This window comes from Paraburkholderia sp. JHI869, assembly GCF_038900775.1.
Lineage (GTDB): Bacteria > Pseudomonadota > Gammaproteobacteria > Burkholderiales > Burkholderiaceae > Paraburkholderia.
In genome coordinates this window covers 46337-63064 of the sequence record NZ_JAYMSC010000008.1, presented here as the reverse complement: position 1 = coordinate 63064, position 16728 = coordinate 46337, and the positions used below count along the sequence as shown (strand labels likewise).

The window sequence follows — 16728 nt, the reverse complement described above, 5'->3', positions numbered from 1 at the left end:
CGTTGATCAAATGTAGGAGACAACCGTGAGCGAAACCGGGACGAGACTCTTGGAGCCAGTGGCCGAGTCGCAATCGTCTACTGTGCGAGCGAATGCGCCCGAAGAGCAGAAGCGCCATCTTGGCCGCCCCATGGAGCGTCTAGAAGACGCGGCTATTCTTATGGGACGGGGCCGATACGGAGACGACATTGCAGTCAAGCCGAATACTCTGTATGCGGCCGTTCTGCGGTCTCCCCATCCGCACGCAGAAGTAAAAAGCATCGATATTACCGATGCGTTAGATCAGAAAGGCGTGCGCGCCGTGTTGACCCGCGACGACGTACGCGAATGGTCGCAGCCTTTTGTCGTCGGCGTTAAATCGCCTATGGAGCACTGGTCACTCGCGATGGACCGAGTCCGGTATAGCGGCGAGCCGGTGGCGGTCGTAGTTGCGGAATCGCGGGCGTTAGCGGAGGACGGGCTCGAGTTTATCAAGGTAGAGTACTCACCGCTTCCACCAGTCACGTCGATCGAGGCGGCGATTGCCGCTGATGCTCCTGTGTTGCATCCGAAAGTCGCCACGAATGTCGTGAGCGATCGCGAGTTTCGATATGGCGACCCGGAAGGTGCGTTTGCCAAAGCACCACACTGCGTGCAGGTCGAAGCACACTATCCGCGCAATACTTGTACACCGATTGAATGCGCCGTGGTCGTGGCAGAGTTTCTGCCGGGCGACGAAGGCTATGAAGTCACTTCGAACTTCATGGGTCCGTTTTCGTTGCACGCGGTGATGGCAATGGCGCTCAAGCTGCCAGCGAATCGGCTGCGGCATAAAGCGCCCCGCGATTCCGGCGGCAGCTTTGGTGTCAAACAAGCCGTATTTCCCTATGTCGTGCTGATGTGTCTTGCGGCCAGAAAGGCCGGAGCACCGGTCAAATGGGTGGAAGACCGGCTCGAGCATTTGACCGCTGCGACGTCCGCAACGGCACGACTGACTACCCTGAAGGCCGCAGTCGAAAGCGACGGCCGCATCACCGCGCTTTCCTACGATCAGATTGAAGATTGCGGCGGATACCTGCGCGCGCCTGAGCCTGCAACTTTCTACCGAATGCACGGTTGCCTGACTGGCGCTTACGCAATTCCAAACTTGTACGTTCGCAATCGGGTCGCGTTGACGACCAAGACCCCCACCGGCCTTGTGCGGGGATTTGGTGGCCCGCAGGTCTACTTCGCACTTGAGAGGCTTGTTCAGCGTATCTCGGTGGAGCTGAACATCGAGATCCTGGATGTCTATCGACGTAATTTCATACCAGCAAGTGCGTTTCCATATCGGACGCCTTCCGGCGCGTTATACGACTCGGGTAATTATCAAGAGGCGTTGCGGCGTTCGATGTCGGAAGGCGGATACGCGGAACTCGTGGCCCGGCGCGAGTCCGCCCGAAAGGAAGGCCGTATCTATGGCATTGGTTTCGCTGCGATCATCGAGCCGTCTGTGTCGAACATGGGCTACATCTCCACGGTACTGCCGGTGGAGGCGAGACGAAAGGCAGGCCCGAAAAGTGGCGCGATCGCCAGCGCGACCGTAAGCGTTGACTTGCTGGGGGGCGTTGTCGTCACGATTGCATCGACACCTGCTGGGCAAGGCCACATGACCGTCTGTGCCCAGGTGGTCGCTGATGTACTCGGTCTCGATCCCGCAGACATCGTGGTCAACGTCGAGTTCGATACCCACAAAGACGCGTGGTCAGTCGCATCGGGCAACTATTCCAGTCGCTTTGCAGGCGCGGTTGCAGGAACCGTTCATCTAGCCGCGCTGCGCGTGCGGGACAAGCTTTCGCGCATCGTATCCAGGCAGTTTGGTTGCAAGCCCGAAGAGGTGACTTTTAAAAATGGGCGCATCGCGCCGGACGGCGATGACGCGAGGGCGCTTCCATTCACGAGGGCCGCCAGCAATGCGCCCCATTGGGCGCCGGCGCTTTTGCCCGAGGGCGAGGAGCCCGGGTTGCGCGAAACAGTCTTCTGGACTCCGCCGAACATGGAGCCGCCCGACGAGAATGATCGGATCAACACTTCGGCATGCTACGGATTTGCATTCGACATGTGTGGAATCGAAATAGACCGGATCACGGGGCGCGTCAAGATTGATCGGTACGTGACCGCACATGACGCAGGCAAGATACTGAACCCTGCTCTGGCCGATGGCCAGATTCGCGGCGCTTTCGCGCAAGGCCTTGGTGCGTCGTTGCTCGAAGAGTTCAAGTATGGCGCGGATGGCAGCTTCCAGTCAGGAACACTGGCCGACTACCTCATGCCGACCACGTGCGACGTACCGGATCCGATGATTCTTCACCTTGAGACGCCTTCGCCGTTTACGCCACTCGGCGCCAAGGGGCTCGGCGAGGGGAACAACATGAGCACGCCGGCGTGCGTGGCTAACGCAGTCGCAGATGCCCTCGGGATAGAGGATATCCGTCTGCCAGTCACACCGGCCAAAGTGCTTGCATTCATTGGATTGAATGATCCCGAGCCGTCGCGTCCCGAATATCGTGACTCGGCTCCAAAAAAGAAGCCGTCCGGCGGAGGTAAGGCGCTGACAGCTCAAGGCGTCGTCGAACTCGAGGCGACGCCAGAAGCGGTCTTTGCCGTTTTGATGGATCCCGTTGCGTTGGCAAAGGTCGTACCCGGTTGCAATGCACTGGAGACAACGGGTCCAAACCAGTATCGCGCTGATGTCACTGTCGGCGTCGGCATGATCAAGGCGCGATTCGAAGCGAAGATCGGACTTTCGGATATCGAGGCGCCGCGGCGGCTACGCCTCGCTGGCGCCGGTATCTCGCCGCTCGGGACCGCCAAAGGAGAAGGGCTGGTGGAACTGACTCCAACGGTGAAGGGAACCTCATTGTCGTACGACTACGAAGCGCAGGTGTCGGGCAAGGTTGCGGCGGTAGGTGCGCGGATGCTGGAGGGCGCGGCGAAAGTCGTGCTGACCCAACTCTTCGAGTCGCTCGGCCGGCAAGCCTCGGGCAAGGCGGTCGGCGCAGGCAATTCTTGGTTCAAAAAGTTGCTTGCACGCTTTAGGAGGCAATCATGAAACCGTCTCAATTCAGCTACCTGCGGGCCGAGAACACCGAGCATGCTCTCGACGCGCTGCATCACGGTGGGCCGGATGCGCGCGTCATGGCTGGCGGGCAATCGCTGATGGCCGTGCTGAACATGCGGCTTTCCCAGCCACGCTGGATCGTGGACGTGTCGAGTACGGAGGACCTGAACATCGTCGAAGTCGACACTGCAGCGGGGTTCCTGCTCGTGAAAGCGGCCGCTACACAAGGTAGCGTGGAGTGGCGGAAAACACTTGAGCAGGAAGTCCCCCTTCTTCGGCAGACGTTTCCCTACATCTCGCATTTTCAGATCCGCAACCGCGGCACGGTGTGCGGTTCCATCGCCCACGCAGATCCGAGCGCTGAGTTGCCACTCGCGCTAACCACGCTCGGTGGTGACGTCATCCTTCGCTCAAAGAAGAAAAAGCGGGTATTGCGGGCAGACGAATTCTTTCAGGGCATGTTGATGACGGCCCGTGAGCCGAACGAACTCGTCGAAGCCGTGCGGTTTCCCTTGCGAAAGCCTGGGCAACGCTTTGCGTTCAGCGAATTTTCGGCGAGGCATGGAGATTTCGCGCTTGTAGCGTGCGCAGCGGTGGTGACCGATGACTCGATCCGGATCGGCGTGGGTGGCGTAGCGGATCGCCCTGTCGTGGAGTCGCTGCCAAAGCTGGAAGGTGACGATCTTCGCAGCGCACTCAACGATTTGGCGTGGAAGCTCGGAGCGCAGGACGACGCGCACGTGAGCGCGACACATCGAAGGCATCTCGTCAGGCACTTAGGCTGGAAGGTGATACAGGAGGCAACGTGAAAAGAGGCAAGGAGAACAATCCGCTAGATGCTGCCCATCAGCAGGGTGAGCTGAGAAGGATCACCCTGAGGTTGAACGGCGTTGTGCGAAGTGGGGCGTGCGAGCCGCGCGAACTGCTCTCGGACTTTATCCGGCATGAACTGGGAGCGACCGGCACGCACGTTGGCTGTGAACATGGTGTTTGTGGCGCATGCACGGTACATGTCGACGGCGTAGCTTGCCGTTCTTGTTTGATGCTCGCAGTCCAGGCGGAAGGTCGTGGCATCGATACGGTGGAGGGACTGGCTAGCGGCAACACGCTAAGTGATCTGCAAGATGCCTTCCGGCGCCATCACGCGCTTCAGTGCGGATTCTGCACCGCGGGCATTTTGATGTCGTGCGCTGACTATCTGATGCGCGTTCCAGATCCGACTGAAGATGACGTTCGGGAGATTTTATCCGGACATATTTGCCGATGTACGGGCTATACGCCGATTGTCGAGGCCGTGCTCGATGTGGCTGCATTGCGGCGCAACCGAAGTGGTGAAAAGGAGGTCAGTCATGCTTGATCTGGGTCGCACGTTTCTTCAAGCTGTTGAGCGCAGCCCGGCCGCCGTCGCAATTGTTGACGGCAAAGTGGAGCTTACCTATGCGCAATGGCACGCTCAGATTGCTGCGGTCGTCGCAGGATTGCGCCAACTCGGGTTGTCGCGTGGCGACAGGCTCGTCGCGGTTTTGCAGAATCGCCATGAATTGGCAACGCTACATTGGGCTTGTCAGTTTGCAGGAATCCTGATCGTTCCGATAAATTGGCGTGTCAAGCCCGAGGAGCTCGATCACAGTGTGACTGACGCGGGAGCAAAAGCCGTCGTGTACGAACCGGCATCAGAGGAGGCCGTCGCAAACAGCCGCTCGGCGCAACTGGTGACCCGTGTCGCGATCGACGGGGCGGCTGGGGCTTCGGTGCGCTATGAGGACGTAATCGGCGCTGATGAAGGTGACTCCGTCCGGACGCTCGCTCCGGTTTCATCCGCGGACGACTATTCGGTGATGCTTTACACGTCAGGGACAACGGGCGCGGCGAAAGGTGTGCCTCGTCGCCACCGCCATGAGCGTGCGGCGGCGTTGGGCCACATTGCACAGAATGCGTACAAGCGCGGCGAGCGAACGCTCGGCGTCATGCCTCTCTATCACACAATGGGAGTGCGTTCGCTACTCGCGATGGCGATGGTCGACGGCATGTTTGTGTGCGTCCGGCGATGGAGCGCTGCTCAGGCACTCGAGCTAATCCAAAAGTATCAATTGACGTGCCTCTATCTCGTGCCGACTCTGTACCACGATCTACTCTCGGCACCGGAATTTGCACAAACCGATATCGGCTCGGTCAAGCGCCTGGGCTTCGCCGGAGCGCCGATGCACGATGGTCTTTTGAAACGATGCGAAGCGGCTTTCAGACCAGAATTATTCGTCAACCACTACGGATCGTCTGAGGTGTACACATTCAGTTTCGACCAGGATGCAAGGAAAAAACCCGGAAGTGCAGGGCGCGCTGGCTTGAACGCACGTATCCGCATTGTCAAGTACGAAAGTACTGGCGCAGATGAAAGGGCCGGTCCTAACGAAGAAGGGCAAATCATTGCAGATCTTTCTGGCGATGAGGCTTTCGAAGGCTACTGGAATCGCCCGGATGCCGACGCAAAGTCCTTGCGTGACGGCTGGTATTTCACCGGTGACACGGGCTATTTCGATGACGAAGGTGATCTGTACGTTACAGGCCGCGTCGACGACATGATTATCAGCGGGGGAGAGAACATTTCGCCCGTAGACATCGAATCGATCCTGTCGTTACACCCGGCGGTAGCCGAAGTCGCCGTTGTTGGTCTTAAGGACGAGCGTTGGGGGCAAAGAGTTGTCGCGTTTATCAAGCGAATCGAATACGTCGATGGCACGGCCCTTGATGACTTCTGCAGAAATTCTGATCTGGTGAATTTCAAGCGACCCCGGGAATATATCTTCGTGGACGAGATACCGAAATCTCCAGTTGGAAAAATATTGCGTCGGAAGCTGTCTTGCGGAGATTACACGCCTGAGTATTCCGATGAGAAAGCTAGCCAGCAAACGAAGTAACGTCGAAGTCAATTGAGTCCATAAGAGAGGACTCAGTCTGATCCATTTTTCGTGAGCAACTCGTAACTTCGTAATAGATTGTTTGATTCGTATAACTAAATTAATTAATCGAGATTTGACACTGGAAGGAGATCCAGATGGAAGAGGTCCTTGGAAGCCGTGAGGCGGTAGGAAATGCCGGTAGTCGACAGGTGTACGCGGCCGTCGCCGCGTCATGCCTGGGTTGGGCGCTCGACCTTTTTGACCTGTTTGTGGTGCTCTTTGTCGCGCCAATAGTCGGAAAGCTGTTCTTTCCGTCGACGAACGCGATGTTGTCTTTGGCGGCAGTCTATGCTTCGTTTGCCGTCACGCTCCTCATGCGACCGCTTGGGTCCGCGATATTCGGTGCTTTTGCCGATCAGCGCGGCAGAAAGAAAGCGATGATCGTCTCCGTCGTCGGTGTGGGTCTCTCGACCGCGGCGTTCGGCCTCTTGCCTACGGTCTTCCAGGTCGGGGTTCTGGCGCCCGTTGTGTTTCTTGTCTTGCGACTGATTCAAGGCATATTCGTCGGAGGGGTGGTTGCCTCGACTCATACCATTGGAACCGAAACGGTCAGTGCCAAATATCGCGGTGCGGTTTCCGGATTTGTCGGCGGGGGTGGCGCCGGCTTGGGAGCGCTTTTTGCATCGTTGGTCTATCTCGCCGCTTCAGCGATTTTTCCGGGTGATCAGTTTGAGATCTGGGGCTGGCGCTGCATGTTTTTTGCGGGAATCATCAGTTCCGTGCTCGGGGTGTTTGTATTTAACGCCATCGAGGAGTCGCCCGTCTGGTTAGCATTGAACGCGGAAAAGAAGAAGTCCTTAACCGCGGCGCGCGGGAGCGATGCTGTAGAAGGGAAATCGCCGCTGCGCATCCTTTTCTCACTGCAGTATCGGAGAATATTGCTGATCAACCTGCTTCTTACGGTGGGTGGAGGGAGCGGTTATTACCTGACTTCGGGATATCTCCCAACGTTTCTCAAAGTCGTCAATCATGTATCTAACAGTACGGCTGGCGTCATTCTGATGATTTCCAGTCTCGCTGTAATAGTCGCATCGACTGCCGCTGGACATTTGAGTACATTGATTGGAAGAAGGCGATGCTTCATTATTCTCGGCGTCGTCAGGCTCATCTGTTTTCCGGTTTTCTACGTCTGGATGGCGCATGCGAGTAGTGTTGCGATGATTGGACTGTACGCTGTCTTGCTGAGTGCATTGGGCAGCGCGGGGTATGCGCCGATATTGATTTTCCTGAACGAGCGATTTCCGACATCTATTCGTGCAACTGGAACCGGCATTTCATGGAATATCGGGTTCGCCATTGGTGGGATGATGCCTACCGTCGTTTCAATTTTTTCGCGGTCGCCAGCGCAACTGCCCATCGCCCTGGCTGCTGCGCTCTTCATAGTGAGCGTGCTCTATATGATCGGCGCTGTTGTTGTGCCAGAGACTAGTGGCCAGCTAGGGGAAGACGTTTGAGTCTGGATCGGATCGATATCGTGAGTGCGCGCTTTCGCCGTCGTCGTAGCGGGCGTTGAGAAGATCCTCTTTGCCCGGTCTCTTGAACAAGAGCCGGGCGATATGCTCCGGGGAGGTGTTGTTTTTGATCGAACTCCCTGGGCAGGCAATAACCCACTTACATCGGCATCGTGTCTTCGATATTTTCGGATCTCGCCAGGCGTTAATCTCCGGTGCCGAACCTCAAATTTCGGTAGCCTGCGCAATGTGGTTCGCGAAGCGCGTGTCCCTGAAGTACGGGGACGTTTCGTTGCATGGCAATCATCTCGGCGACAATCGATATGGCAATCTCTGCAGGCGTTTGCGCACCGAGGTACAGCCCTATGGGTGCACGTAGGCGATCGATCTGCTGGATGGTCAAATCGAACAGCTTGAGCCGCTCCCTGCGCCTGGCCGTATTAGCTCTCGATCCAATTGCCCCGATATAAAATGCATCGGATTTCAGAGCCTCGAGCAGCGCCATATCATCGAGTTTGGGATCGTGTGTGAGCGTCAGTACGGCAGTATTGCAGTCAATGCCTATACGCATCAGCAAATCGTCGGGCATTTCCCGACTCAACTCGATCTGTGGGATTGACCAGTTATCCAGATACTCGATGCGAGGATCGCACACGATGACATGGTAGCCCAAAGGAATCGCAAGTCTCGCTACATACTCGGATAACTGACCTGCGCCAACGAGGATGGCCCGCATTTTCGGGCCATGGACGACTGATAAGTGGCGGCCATCAAAACTGACATTTTGTGGCGCTGCGAGTGCGCTGAGGGTGGCGTTCCCTGTCGACACGTCAAGGGTTCGCAATATCGTCTCGCCATTCAGCGTGCCGGCGAGTAATTCAGTCAGCTTCGATGCAGCGCTGACTGGCTCAATGACGAGTTGAAGCGTCCCGCCACACGGCAAACCAAAGCGATGTGCCTCCTCAGCCGTCACACCGTACGTGACAAGCTCCGGGCGGATCGATGCCAACTTATGTTGCCTTGCGCGTTCGCCGAGATCATCCTCAATGCAGCCGCCGGAAACCGAACCTTTCATGACTCCATCCGAGCGAATTGCCAGCAGAGAGCCTACCGGGCGCGGAGCGGAGCCCCACGTGTGCACAACTGTGGCCATAAAGACGGGGTACCCGTTCTGCCGCCAATCAATGGCGGCGCTCAAAACTTCAATATCTGCGGTGTCCACAAGTTTCCTCCTTCTCCTCCTTCACAGATGCAGCGGTCACCGACGCAGCTAGTCATGTCACGTAAGTGATGCCCGTTTATGATTTACTAAATACCACCAGGCAGACTCATCAACTTACCTAAAAGTCTGAAGTGGAAAGATGGAAAGCAGGCAGTACAACCGTGCCAATCTAGTTTTCAATACGAGCGGCAGAAAACGATCCGATGCGTATCAAGCGTTGAGAAGTCGTCTCTCCGATCATTTCGGCGGGAAATGCGCTGTAGAGGGGGCGCGGTGAGGTCCACTACGCGATCACAACAGCGGCAGCGTAAGCCGAATGTGTTCCGCAAACGCCGCCGTGAGCGCAGAGGGCCGCTTGCGCCCGAACTTGATCGTGATGCCAACGGCCGGCAAGGGCGGCAGCGCGGGGTCGCCATTGAGAATGGCCAGATCCTGCGGAACGGCCGTTTGCGTCATGACCGCGAAGGCCTGGCCCGAACGCACGAGCGCGGTGAGGCCGGCGAGGCTGCTGCTCGCATACGCGACGCGATAGGCTCGGCCCGCGTGCGCCAACGCCTCGCAGGCCGCGATGTGGTCGAGCGTGTCCGGGTCGGAGAGCGCGAGCGGCAGCGGATCGAAGTGGGCGGAGTCGAGCTCGGGCGAACCGATCCAGACCAGTTGCTCGCGGCGAATGATCTCGTCGTCGGTGCCGACTGCGTCGGCGGACTCGGTGCCGGTCAAAGGCAGCGACACGAGGGCGAGATCGACCGCACGTTTGTCGAGTTGTTCGAAAAGACGTGGTGTGGGAACGCACACGACTTCGACGAGCGCATTGGGATGCTGGCCCGAAAACCGGCGTAGCAAGGAGGGCAGGAACACGGCGGCATAGTCGTCCGGGCAGCCGAAGCGGATAGTCCCCGACAGGCCCGTGCCGCATAGGTCGGACATCGCCTCGTCGTGCAGTCGCAGAATGCGCTGGGCGTGCACCAGCAGGCGCTCGCCGGGGTGGGTCAGCGCAACGCCGCGGCCAGTGCGCTGAAACAGTGGCTGATCGACGATCTCCTCGAGCCGCTTGATCTGCTGGCTCAGCGCCGACTGGGTGCGGCCAACGCGTTCGGCGGCACGGCTGAGCGAGCGCACCTCGGCAATGACCGCGAACGAACGCAGCAGATCGATTTCCAGCGGACGGCTCACGATATTAGCCTCTCTTCTAGCTTGCATAAGAACTATTCGATTCTATAAAACCAGAGCGCCGACTAGACTGCAAGCAAAACCTGCCACCCGAAAAGGAGAAGCCCGTGTCCAGGAACGACGACGAGCAGTTTTGGCGCAATGCGAGGCAGCACCTGATCCGCTATGGCGGCACGTTCGAGCCGATGATCATCGAGCGCGCTCAGGGCAGCTTCGTCTACGACGCCGACGACCGCCCGATTCTCGACTTCACTTCGGGGCAGATGAGCGCGGTGCTGGGCCACAGCCACCCCGAAATCGTCTCGGTCATCAACGAATACGCGGGCAAGCTGGACCACCTGTTCAGCGGCATGCTTTCGCGACCCGTGGTCGAGCTGGCCACGCGTCTTGCCGACGTCACGCCCAAAGGGCTCGACCGGGCGCTGCTGTTGAGCACCGGCGCGGAGTCGAACGAGGCCGCCATCCGCATGGCGAAACTCGTCACGGGCAAATTCGAAATCGTGGGCTTTGCGCAGTCGTGGCACGGCATGACGGGCGGCGCGGCTTCGGCCACCTATAGCGCAGGACGCAAGGGCGTGGGCCCCGCAGCGGTGGGCTCGTATGCGATTCCCGCGCCGTTCACGTACCGCCCGCGCTTCGAGCGCAACGGGCAATACGACTACCTCGCGGAACTCGACTACGCGTTCGATCTCATCGACCGCCAGTCGAGCGGCAACCTCGCGGCCTTTATCGCCGAGCCGATCCTGAGTTCGGGCGGCATCATCGAACTGCCGCCGGGCTATATGGCGGCGCTCAAGCGCAAATGCGAAGAGCGCGGCATGCTGCTGATCCTCGACGAGGCGCAAACGGGCGTTGGGCGCACCGGGATGATGTTCGCGTGCGAGCACGACGGCGTGACGCCTGACATTCTCACGCTATCCAAAACACTGGGCGCTGGATTGCCGCTCGCGGCTGTGGTGACCTCCGCGCAGATCGAGGAAGCCGCGCACGAACGGGGCTTTCTGTTCTACACGACCCATGTGTCCGATCCGCTTCCCGCCGCAGTTGGCCTGCGGGTGCTGGACGTGGTGGCGCGCGACGGACTCGTTGCGCGCGCAAACATCATGGGCGATCGTCTGCGGCGCGGGCTGCTGGACCTGATGGAGCGTTTCGATTGCATCGGCGACATTCGCGGGCGCGGGCTGCTGCTCGGTCTGGAGATCGTCAAGGACCGCCGTACGAAAGAGCCTGCCGACGGCCTTGGCGCGAAGATCACGCGCGAATGCATGAAGCTCGGGCTCAGCATGAACATCGTGCAGTTGCCGGGCATGGGCGGTGTGTTCCGTATCGCACCGCCGCTGACCGTGAGCGAGCAGGAGATCGATCTCGGCGTGGAACTGCTGGGGCAGGCGATCGAGCGCTCGCTTTGAGTACCCGGGTCGCCGCGGCTAAGCCTTGCCGCGCGACCCGGTTTGCGGCCGCGCGAGCGCACGCGCGGGGAGCGGCGTGGACATGACGATGGACGTGCGCGTCTCGCCGTAAAGGTTGATCCGCTGGATCAGGCGCTCCAGGTCGGCCACGCTCGTCGCTACGAGGCGAATTACATAGGAGTCCGCGCCAGTGACGTGATGGCATTCGAGCACCTCGGCAATCGTGCTGAGAAACTTGAGAAACTTCGCCTTCGCGGACTGAGGCACCGTAATGCCGATCAGGGCCGAGATCGCATAGCCGGCGGCAACCGGATTCACGCGTGCCGTGTAGCCCTCGATCACGCCGGCATCTTCTAAACGCCTCACGCGTTCCGTCACCGCCGGAACGGAGAGATGCACCTGGCGCGCGAGCTCGGTATAGGTCACGCGGCCGTTTTCCTGCAGCAGCGCCAGTATTTTCCAGTCCAGGTCGTCCATCATGGCGAAATCTTTAAGGTGAAAGATCCATTTTCCCTTAAATCCCGGCTTCTGCGGATAATCTTCGCAGTCTACGATATCCCCCTATAGAACACGATTTGCGGGGAGAAGGAACATGTTGTTCGTTAAAGCCGTGGCGATGGGATTTTGCATCGCGGCGCCGGTCGGGGCCATCGGCATGCTGTGCATCCAACGCAGCCTGAGCCGCGGTTTCTATTCCGGCTTCGCAACGGGCATTGGCGCCGCGTGCGCGGATGCATTTTATGGCTTGCTCGGCGCGCTCGGCGTGGCCGGTATCGTGGCCGCGCTGCCTATGCTGACGGTGGTTTTGAAGGCGGCGGGCGGTGCGTTTCTCGTGTGGATGGCGTGGACCATCGCGCGTGAGTCGCCTCGTGCGCCGGTCGCCGTGCAGGAGAGCCAGCGCACGCCTGTTACACGTGATTTCCTGACGACGTTTGCGCTGACGCTCTCGAATCCCCTGACCATTTTTTCGTTCATCGCCGCCTTCGCAGCGCTCGGGCCTTTGTCGCCGACGCCGGGCGAGCACGGCGCGCCGGGATGGCTTGCGGTCGCGCCCATGGTGACGGGCGTGTTCGCGGGTTCGGCGGTGTGGTGGCTGTTCCTGAGCGGCGTGACCGCTGCGTTGCGCACGAAGCTGCCGCTCGCGTTCACGCGGGGCATTTCCATTTTTTCCGCCGTTGCGATTGGCGCGTTTGGCGTGGTTCAAATGGTCACGGGACTCGCGCGGCTTGCGTAACGCGTAGTTAGTCCGGCGTTTCGAAACGTTCGAGCGCTCGTGCGACTTCTTCGATATAAGCGTCGGTCAACGCGCAATCCGCGAGCGCCTGCCGGAGCTGGAACACATATTCCGCGTTGGTGCCGAGCGGGCCATGCGCCTGGGCGATGAGACGGGCGACCGTTTCCGGGCTCGAATCGGCCTCGTATTGCCGCGGGCAATCATTTGCGACGAAGGCGAGAGCGTGGCGCTTTTCGCCCGTGGCGAGCGTCACGGTGGTCCACTCAGGCGTGTAGGCGCCCGTGAGCATCTCACGGGTCCAGAGAATGTGAAGCTCTTCCTCGAGCGAGGCGGCGTCGAGCCGCAGCGCCACGCCTTGCGTATCGCCGCCGCGTTCGAGCGCGAGCATGCGGCCGGGGCGCTGTGGCGTGCCGCGCCCGCCGAACAGGCGAATGCAAAAACTCCTGCGCCAGCCGTGCAGCGTGGCCAACGCGCGCTGGTCGAAGCGCGAGAGCGGATTCCACATGAGCGAACCATAGCCGAACACCCAGATGTCTTTGCCCGCGGGGCGCTTCGCCATCGTTTCGGCGAGCGACTGGTCGATCTGGGTTTGCGTCCAGAGAATTTCCGGCGGGAGATGGCTGAAACTCTCGAGAAACGCACCGGAGCGAATGGCGTCTCTGTTTAGCATGGCGTTTGCGGGGTTGTGGAGGCTATGTGATGAAGTATGCGTTCGGTGCGTGCGTGGATAAAGTGGCTCGAGCGTGATGCTGCGTTCAGCTGGGGACGACAATCGGAGTGCGCTAGCGCCGCTGAGATGCCGGAGCCGTCAATCACCTGGCGGTGCGTAACCAAGCTCGCGCTGGTGTCGGATCGAGAGGACCACGGCGCGCGTCTCGGAGTGGGCATACAGGATCACGTGCGATCGCAGTACGTATTCGCGGAAATCGGGTACGCCAGCTTCGGTTGCCAGACGCTTTAGCTTCTCGAGCCGTGTCTGCCCCTCAATGGTCTGCGCCGCAAGGAACTCGGCGGGGCGGCCGAGTTGCGGATGAATCATCACGAGATCGCGGAAGCGAAAAATCTGCTCCCAAAGGTCATCCATGCGCTGCGGCGCTGACAACGAGTCCTGCTCCAGCATGAATTCGCTGATCGCTTCGAGGCGCTCTTCGAACGTTTCTGCAAAATCGACCCGGATCATTTGCGCGACTCAGCGCGTCGTCGCATCGACTCCCGAATGTCCTCCAGGGACTTTGTGCGTCCGGCGAGCGCGTCCTTTAGCCCCTTCTCAGCGTCATCGATCATGATCAGCCGGCCGTACTCGGCCTCGAGGGCGTGATAGAAGTCGAGCTTTTTCGCGTCGACGAGTGCGACAAAGGCTGCGCCATTCTTTGTCAGCACTTTTTCGGCACCGGCGACGACGTCGTCCGCCAGTTCGGTTAGCCGTGCGCGTGCTTCGCTGATCGGGACGACGTCTTGGGCACGAATAGACATGAACGTCTCCTTTACAAAATTCGTTAACGAAAACATACACATGGGAAGTTGGGTGGTCAAGCCGCCCTCCGTACTTCCCCTAGGACCGCCCCATCAATGATAACGCTACCATTCACCATCACCTCGTCACCGGGCGGTGCAATCGGCCCCCGGCCTTCGGCGGCTTTTTTTATCCGTCGAAATGGTAGCGTTATCATGGAGAACCCCTTGTCCCAAGTCCGCAAGAAGCCCGAAGACCTGCGCAGCTACCGCTGGTACGGCGTCAACGACCTGCGCTCGTTCGGCCACCGCTCGCGCACCGCGCAGATGGGCTATCACTCGTCCGATTACCTGGGCAAGCCCGTGATCGCCGTGGTGAACACGTGGAGCGAGATCAACTCGTGCCACACCCACTTCAAGCAGCGCGTGGAGGAAGTGAAGCGCGGCATCTGGCAAGCGGGCGGCTTTCCGGTCGAGATGCCCGTCATGACGCTGGCCGAGCCGTTTCAGAAGCCCACCACCATGCTCTACCGCAACTTCCTCGCGATGGAGACGGAGGAACTGCTCAAGTCCTATCCGTTCGACGGCTGCGTGCTGATGGGCGGCTGCGACAAGACCACGCCGGGTCTGTTGATGGGTGCGATCAGCATGAACCTGCCCGCCATCTATCTGCCCGCCGGGCCGATGCTGCGCGGCAACTGGAACGGCCGCACGCTCGGCAGCGGCTCGGACACCTGGAAGTACTGGGCTGAGCTACGCGCGGGCAAGATCACTGAAGACGAGTGGAAGGGCATTGAGAGCGGCATCGCTCGCTCGCCCGGCCATTGCATGACGATGGGCACGGCCTCGACGATGACGAGCGCGACCGAAGCGCTCGGCCTCACGCTGCCCGGCTTCTCGTCGATTCCGGCGGCTGACTCGCGTCACGCACAGTATGCGTCGCTCACCGGGCAGCGCATCGTCGAGATGGTCTGGACCGACCAGAAACCCTCGGACATTCTCACCGCAAAGGCCTTCGACAACGCCGTGACCACGGTGCTCGCGATGTCAGGTTCGACCAACGCCATCGTGCACCTCGTGGCCGTGGCGCGCCGCGCGGGCATCGATCTGACCACGGCGCGCTTCGACGAACTCGCGCGCGTGACGCCCGTGCTCGGTAATATCCGCCCCGCCGGCCAGTATCTGATGGAGGACTTCTATTACGCGGGCGGCCTGCGCGCGTTGCTCGTGGAACTCGGCGACCTGATCGATGGCACGCAGATGACCGTGAACGGCAAGACGCTTGGCGAGAACATCGCGGGCGCGGAGATCTTCAACGACGACGTGATCCGCACGCGCAGCAATCCGCTCGTCGCGCGCGACGGCCTTGCGGTGCTCACGGGCAATCTCGCACCGGACGGCGCGGTCATCAAGCCCGCGGCGATGGAGTCGCATCTGCTCAGGCATCGTGGCCCCGCCGTGGTGTTCAAGGACTACAACGACATGGCGGCGCGCATCGACAGCGACGATCTCGACGTCAGCGCCGATTCCGTGATCGTGTTGCAGCACGCGGGCCCGGTAGGCGCGCCAGGTATGCCCGAGTGGGGCCAACTGCCGATTCCGCAAAAGCTGCTCAAGCAGGGCGTGCGCGACATGCTGCGTATTTCCGACGCGCGCATGAGCGGCACGAGCTATGGCGCGTGCGTGTTGCACGTTGCGCCCGAATCGTTCGTGGGCGGGCCGCTCGCGTTCGTGAAAGACGGCGACATCATCGAGCTCGATGTCGAGGCGCGGCGCCTGCATCTGCATGTGAGCGACGCTGAGCTGGCGGAGCGCAAAGCGGCGTGGACGCCGCCGAAGCGGCCATTCGAGCGCGGCTTCGGCGTGATGCATCAACTGCACGTGACGCAGGCGAACAAGGGCTGCGATTTCGATTTCCTCGAAACGCCAGCCGCCACGGCGTGCGAAGCCCACGGCGCCGAACCGGAAATTCACTAATCTCCACGATAGAAGCCATCACCGATCATGACCGCACCGAACCAGCCTGTGAGCGAAGCCGCGCTCGAACAACTCCGTCACGTGAGCACCGCCACGCTCACGACTCAACTTTTCAAGCGCGGCCTGCGCAACGTGTTTCTGCAGGGCGTGGCGCCGCTCGTGAAGCCCGAGCCGGGCACGGCGAATCTCGTCGGCCCCGCGTTCACGCTGCGCAATATCCCGGCGCGCGAGGACCTCGACCATGTGGGCGTGTTCCAGAATCCGGACCACCCGCAGCGCAAGGCCGTGGAAACCGCGCCTGTGGGCAGCGTGCTCGTACAGGACTGCCGTGGCGACCGCACCGTCGCTTCGGTGGGCTCGATTCTCGCACTGCGCCTCGCCAAGCGCGGCGTGGCGGGCATGGTCTCGGACGGCCCGGTGCGCGACAGCGGCACGATCGCGGCGCTTGGTCTGCGTATCTGGTGCGCGGGCGCGAGCGCGCCGCTCAATCTCGCGAAGCATCACGCCGTGGACCTGAACGTGCCGATCGCATGCGGCGGCGTGCCGGTGTATCCGGGCGATATCGTCGTGGGCGATGCCGACGGCGTCGTGATCGTGCCGCACGAAATGGCCGAGGAAGTGGCGCGCGACGCCACCGAGCAGGAGCGGCTCGAGGCGTTCATCACCGAGCGCATCGAGTCCGGCCTTGCGCTGCGCGGCACGTATCCGCCGAACGAGGAAACGCTGGCGGCGTATCGCGCATGGTGCGAGCAGCAGGCAAAATAAGCAGGACATAAG

The 16728-nt window shown here is 60.4% G+C and carries 15 protein-coding genes; 9 read left to right on the top strand and 6 right to left on the bottom strand.

What is annotated here, in order from left to right; genetic code table 11:
• Positions 1 to 130: 130 nt before the first annotated feature.
• The 5 genes from VSR72_RS15870 to VSR72_RS15850 all read left to right on the top strand — a co-directional run bounded on the left by VSR72_RS15870 (position 131) and on the right by VSR72_RS15850 (position 7490).
• The gene (locus tag VSR72_RS15870; protein WP_342953292.1) at positions 131 to 3070 is read left to right on the top strand and encodes a molybdopterin cofactor-binding domain-containing protein; all 2940 of its coding nucleotides are present in this window, start codon (positions 131 to 133) and stop codon (positions 3068 to 3070) included.
• Positions 3067 to 3888 (top strand): FAD binding domain-containing protein, encoded by an 822-nt coding sequence (locus tag VSR72_RS15865; protein WP_342953291.1) that lies wholly within the window; start codon positions 3067 to 3069, stop codon positions 3886 to 3888. The genes VSR72_RS15870 and VSR72_RS15865 overlap by 4 nt, the downstream gene beginning before the upstream one ends.
• A gap of 59 nt (positions 3889 to 3947) precedes the next feature.
• Entirely contained in the window at positions 3948 to 4436 is a 489-nt protein-coding gene (locus VSR72_RS15860; protein ID WP_342953481.1) for a (2Fe-2S)-binding protein, read from the top strand.
• Positions 4429 to 5994, top strand: a complete 1566-nt coding sequence (locus VSR72_RS15855; RefSeq protein ID WP_342953290.1) for an AMP-binding protein — start codon at positions 4429 to 4431, stop codon at positions 5992 to 5994. The genes VSR72_RS15860 and VSR72_RS15855 overlap by 8 nt, the downstream gene beginning before the upstream one ends.
• A gap of 137 nt (positions 5995 to 6131) precedes the next feature.
• Positions 6132 to 7490, top strand: coding sequence for an MFS transporter (locus VSR72_RS15850; protein ID WP_342953289.1), 1359 nt, complete (start codon positions 6132 to 6134; stop codon positions 7488 to 7490).
• Between the two features lie 202 nt (positions 7491 to 7692).
• Here VSR72_RS15850 and VSR72_RS15845 read toward each other — a convergent pair whose 3' ends face one another.
• Complete coding sequence (locus VSR72_RS15845) at positions 7693 to 8709, bottom strand: XdhC family protein (protein WP_342953288.1); 1017 nt, start codon at positions 8707 to 8709, stop codon at positions 7693 to 7695.
• A gap of 291 nt (positions 8710 to 9000) precedes the next feature.
• A complete protein-coding gene (locus tag VSR72_RS15840; RefSeq protein ID WP_342953287.1) occupies positions 9001 to 9909 on the bottom strand; it encodes a LysR family transcriptional regulator in 909 nt (302 codons plus the stop codon).
• Between the two features lie 77 nt (positions 9910 to 9986).
• Here VSR72_RS15840 and VSR72_RS15835 point away from each other — a divergent pair, with 77 nt between their 5' ends.
• Positions 9987 to 11288, top strand: coding sequence for an aspartate aminotransferase family protein (locus VSR72_RS15835; protein WP_342953286.1), 1302 nt, complete (start codon positions 9987 to 9989; stop codon positions 11286 to 11288).
• An 18-nt stretch (positions 11289 to 11306) separates the two neighbouring features.
• Here VSR72_RS15835 and VSR72_RS15830 read toward each other — a convergent pair whose 3' ends face one another.
• On the bottom strand, positions 11307 to 11765 hold the full coding sequence (locus VSR72_RS15830) for an Lrp/AsnC family transcriptional regulator (RefSeq protein WP_342953480.1): 459 nt from the start codon (positions 11763 to 11765) through the stop codon (positions 11307 to 11309).
• A 115-nt stretch (positions 11766 to 11880) separates the two neighbouring features.
• On the opposite strand from VSR72_RS15830, the gene VSR72_RS15825 reads away from it, so the two are divergent.
• Entirely contained in the window at positions 11881 to 12522 is a 642-nt protein-coding gene (locus VSR72_RS15825) for a LysE family transporter (RefSeq protein WP_342953285.1), read from the top strand.
• 7 nt (positions 12523 to 12529) lie between these two features.
• Here the strand turns inward: VSR72_RS15825 and VSR72_RS15820 are convergent, their stop codons facing one another.
• The 3 genes from VSR72_RS15820 to VSR72_RS15810 all read right to left on the bottom strand — a co-directional run bounded on the left by VSR72_RS15820 (position 12530) and on the right by VSR72_RS15810 (position 13995).
• Positions 12530 to 13192 carry a gamma-glutamylcyclotransferase gene (locus VSR72_RS15820; RefSeq protein WP_342953284.1) on the bottom strand — a complete coding sequence of 221 codons (663 nt, stop codon included), beginning with the start codon at positions 13190 to 13192 and terminating at the stop codon, positions 12530 to 12532.
• A 138-nt stretch (positions 13193 to 13330) separates the two neighbouring features.
• Complete coding sequence (locus VSR72_RS15815) at positions 13331 to 13702, bottom strand: type II toxin-antitoxin system RelE/ParE family toxin (protein ID WP_342953283.1); 372 nt, start codon at positions 13700 to 13702, stop codon at positions 13331 to 13333.
• Positions 13699 to 13995, bottom strand: a complete 297-nt coding sequence (locus VSR72_RS15810; protein WP_342953282.1) for a type II toxin-antitoxin system prevent-host-death family antitoxin — start codon at positions 13993 to 13995, stop codon at positions 13699 to 13701. The genes VSR72_RS15815 and VSR72_RS15810 overlap by 4 nt, the downstream gene beginning before the upstream one ends.
• Before the next feature lie 207 nt (positions 13996 to 14202).
• On the opposite strand from VSR72_RS15810, the gene araD reads away from it, so the two are divergent.
• Both araD and VSR72_RS15800 read left to right on the top strand, forming a co-directional pair.
• Positions 14203 to 15951 (top strand): L-arabinonate dehydratase, encoded by a 1749-nt coding sequence (gene araD, locus VSR72_RS15805; protein ID WP_342953281.1) that lies wholly within the window; start codon positions 14203 to 14205, stop codon positions 15949 to 15951.
• Between the two features lie 27 nt (positions 15952 to 15978).
• Complete coding sequence (locus VSR72_RS15800) at positions 15979 to 16716, top strand: ribonuclease activity regulator RraA (protein WP_342953280.1); 738 nt, start codon at positions 15979 to 15981, stop codon at positions 16714 to 16716.
• The last annotated feature ends 12 nt before the right edge of the window (positions 16717 to 16728 follow it).

Excerpts from the sequence above, each read along its gene's own strand:
- VSR72_RS15870 (WP_342953292.1), top strand. The coding sequence starts at position 131 with ATGGAGCGTCTAGAAGACGCGGCTATTCTTATGGGACGGGGCCGATAC.
- VSR72_RS15865 (WP_342953291.1), top strand. The coding sequence starts at position 3,067 with ATGAAACCGTCTCAATTCAGCTACCTGCGGGCCGAGAACACCGAGCAT.
- VSR72_RS15855 (WP_342953290.1), top strand. The coding sequence starts at position 4,429 with ATGCTTGATCTGGGTCGCACGTTTCTTCAAGCTGTTGAGCGCAGCCCG.
- VSR72_RS15850 (WP_342953289.1), top strand. The coding sequence starts at position 6,132 with ATGGAAGAGGTCCTTGGAAGCCGTGAGGCGGTAGGAAATGCCGGTAGT.
- VSR72_RS15840 (WP_342953287.1), bottom strand. The coding sequence starts at position 9,909 with ATGCAAGCTAGAAGAGAGGCTAATATCGTGAGCCGTCCGCTGGAAATC.
- VSR72_RS15830 (WP_342953480.1), bottom strand. The coding sequence starts at position 11,765 with ATGGACGACCTGGACTGGAAAATACTGGCGCTGCTGCAGGAAAACGGC.
- VSR72_RS15825 (WP_342953285.1), top strand. The coding sequence starts at position 11,881 with ATGTTGTTCGTTAAAGCCGTGGCGATGGGATTTTGCATCGCGGCGCCG.
- VSR72_RS15820 (WP_342953284.1), bottom strand. The coding sequence starts at position 13,192 with ATGCTAAACAGAGACGCCATTCGCTCCGGTGCGTTTCTCGAGAGTTTC.
- VSR72_RS15815 (WP_342953283.1), bottom strand. The coding sequence starts at position 13,702 with ATGATCCGGGTCGATTTTGCAGAAACGTTCGAAGAGCGCCTCGAAGCG.
- VSR72_RS15810 (WP_342953282.1), bottom strand. The coding sequence starts at position 13,995 with ATGTCTATTCGTGCCCAAGACGTCGTCCCGATCAGCGAAGCACGCGCA.
- VSR72_RS15800 (WP_342953280.1), top strand. The coding sequence starts at position 15,979 with ATGACCGCACCGAACCAGCCTGTGAGCGAAGCCGCGCTCGAACAACTC.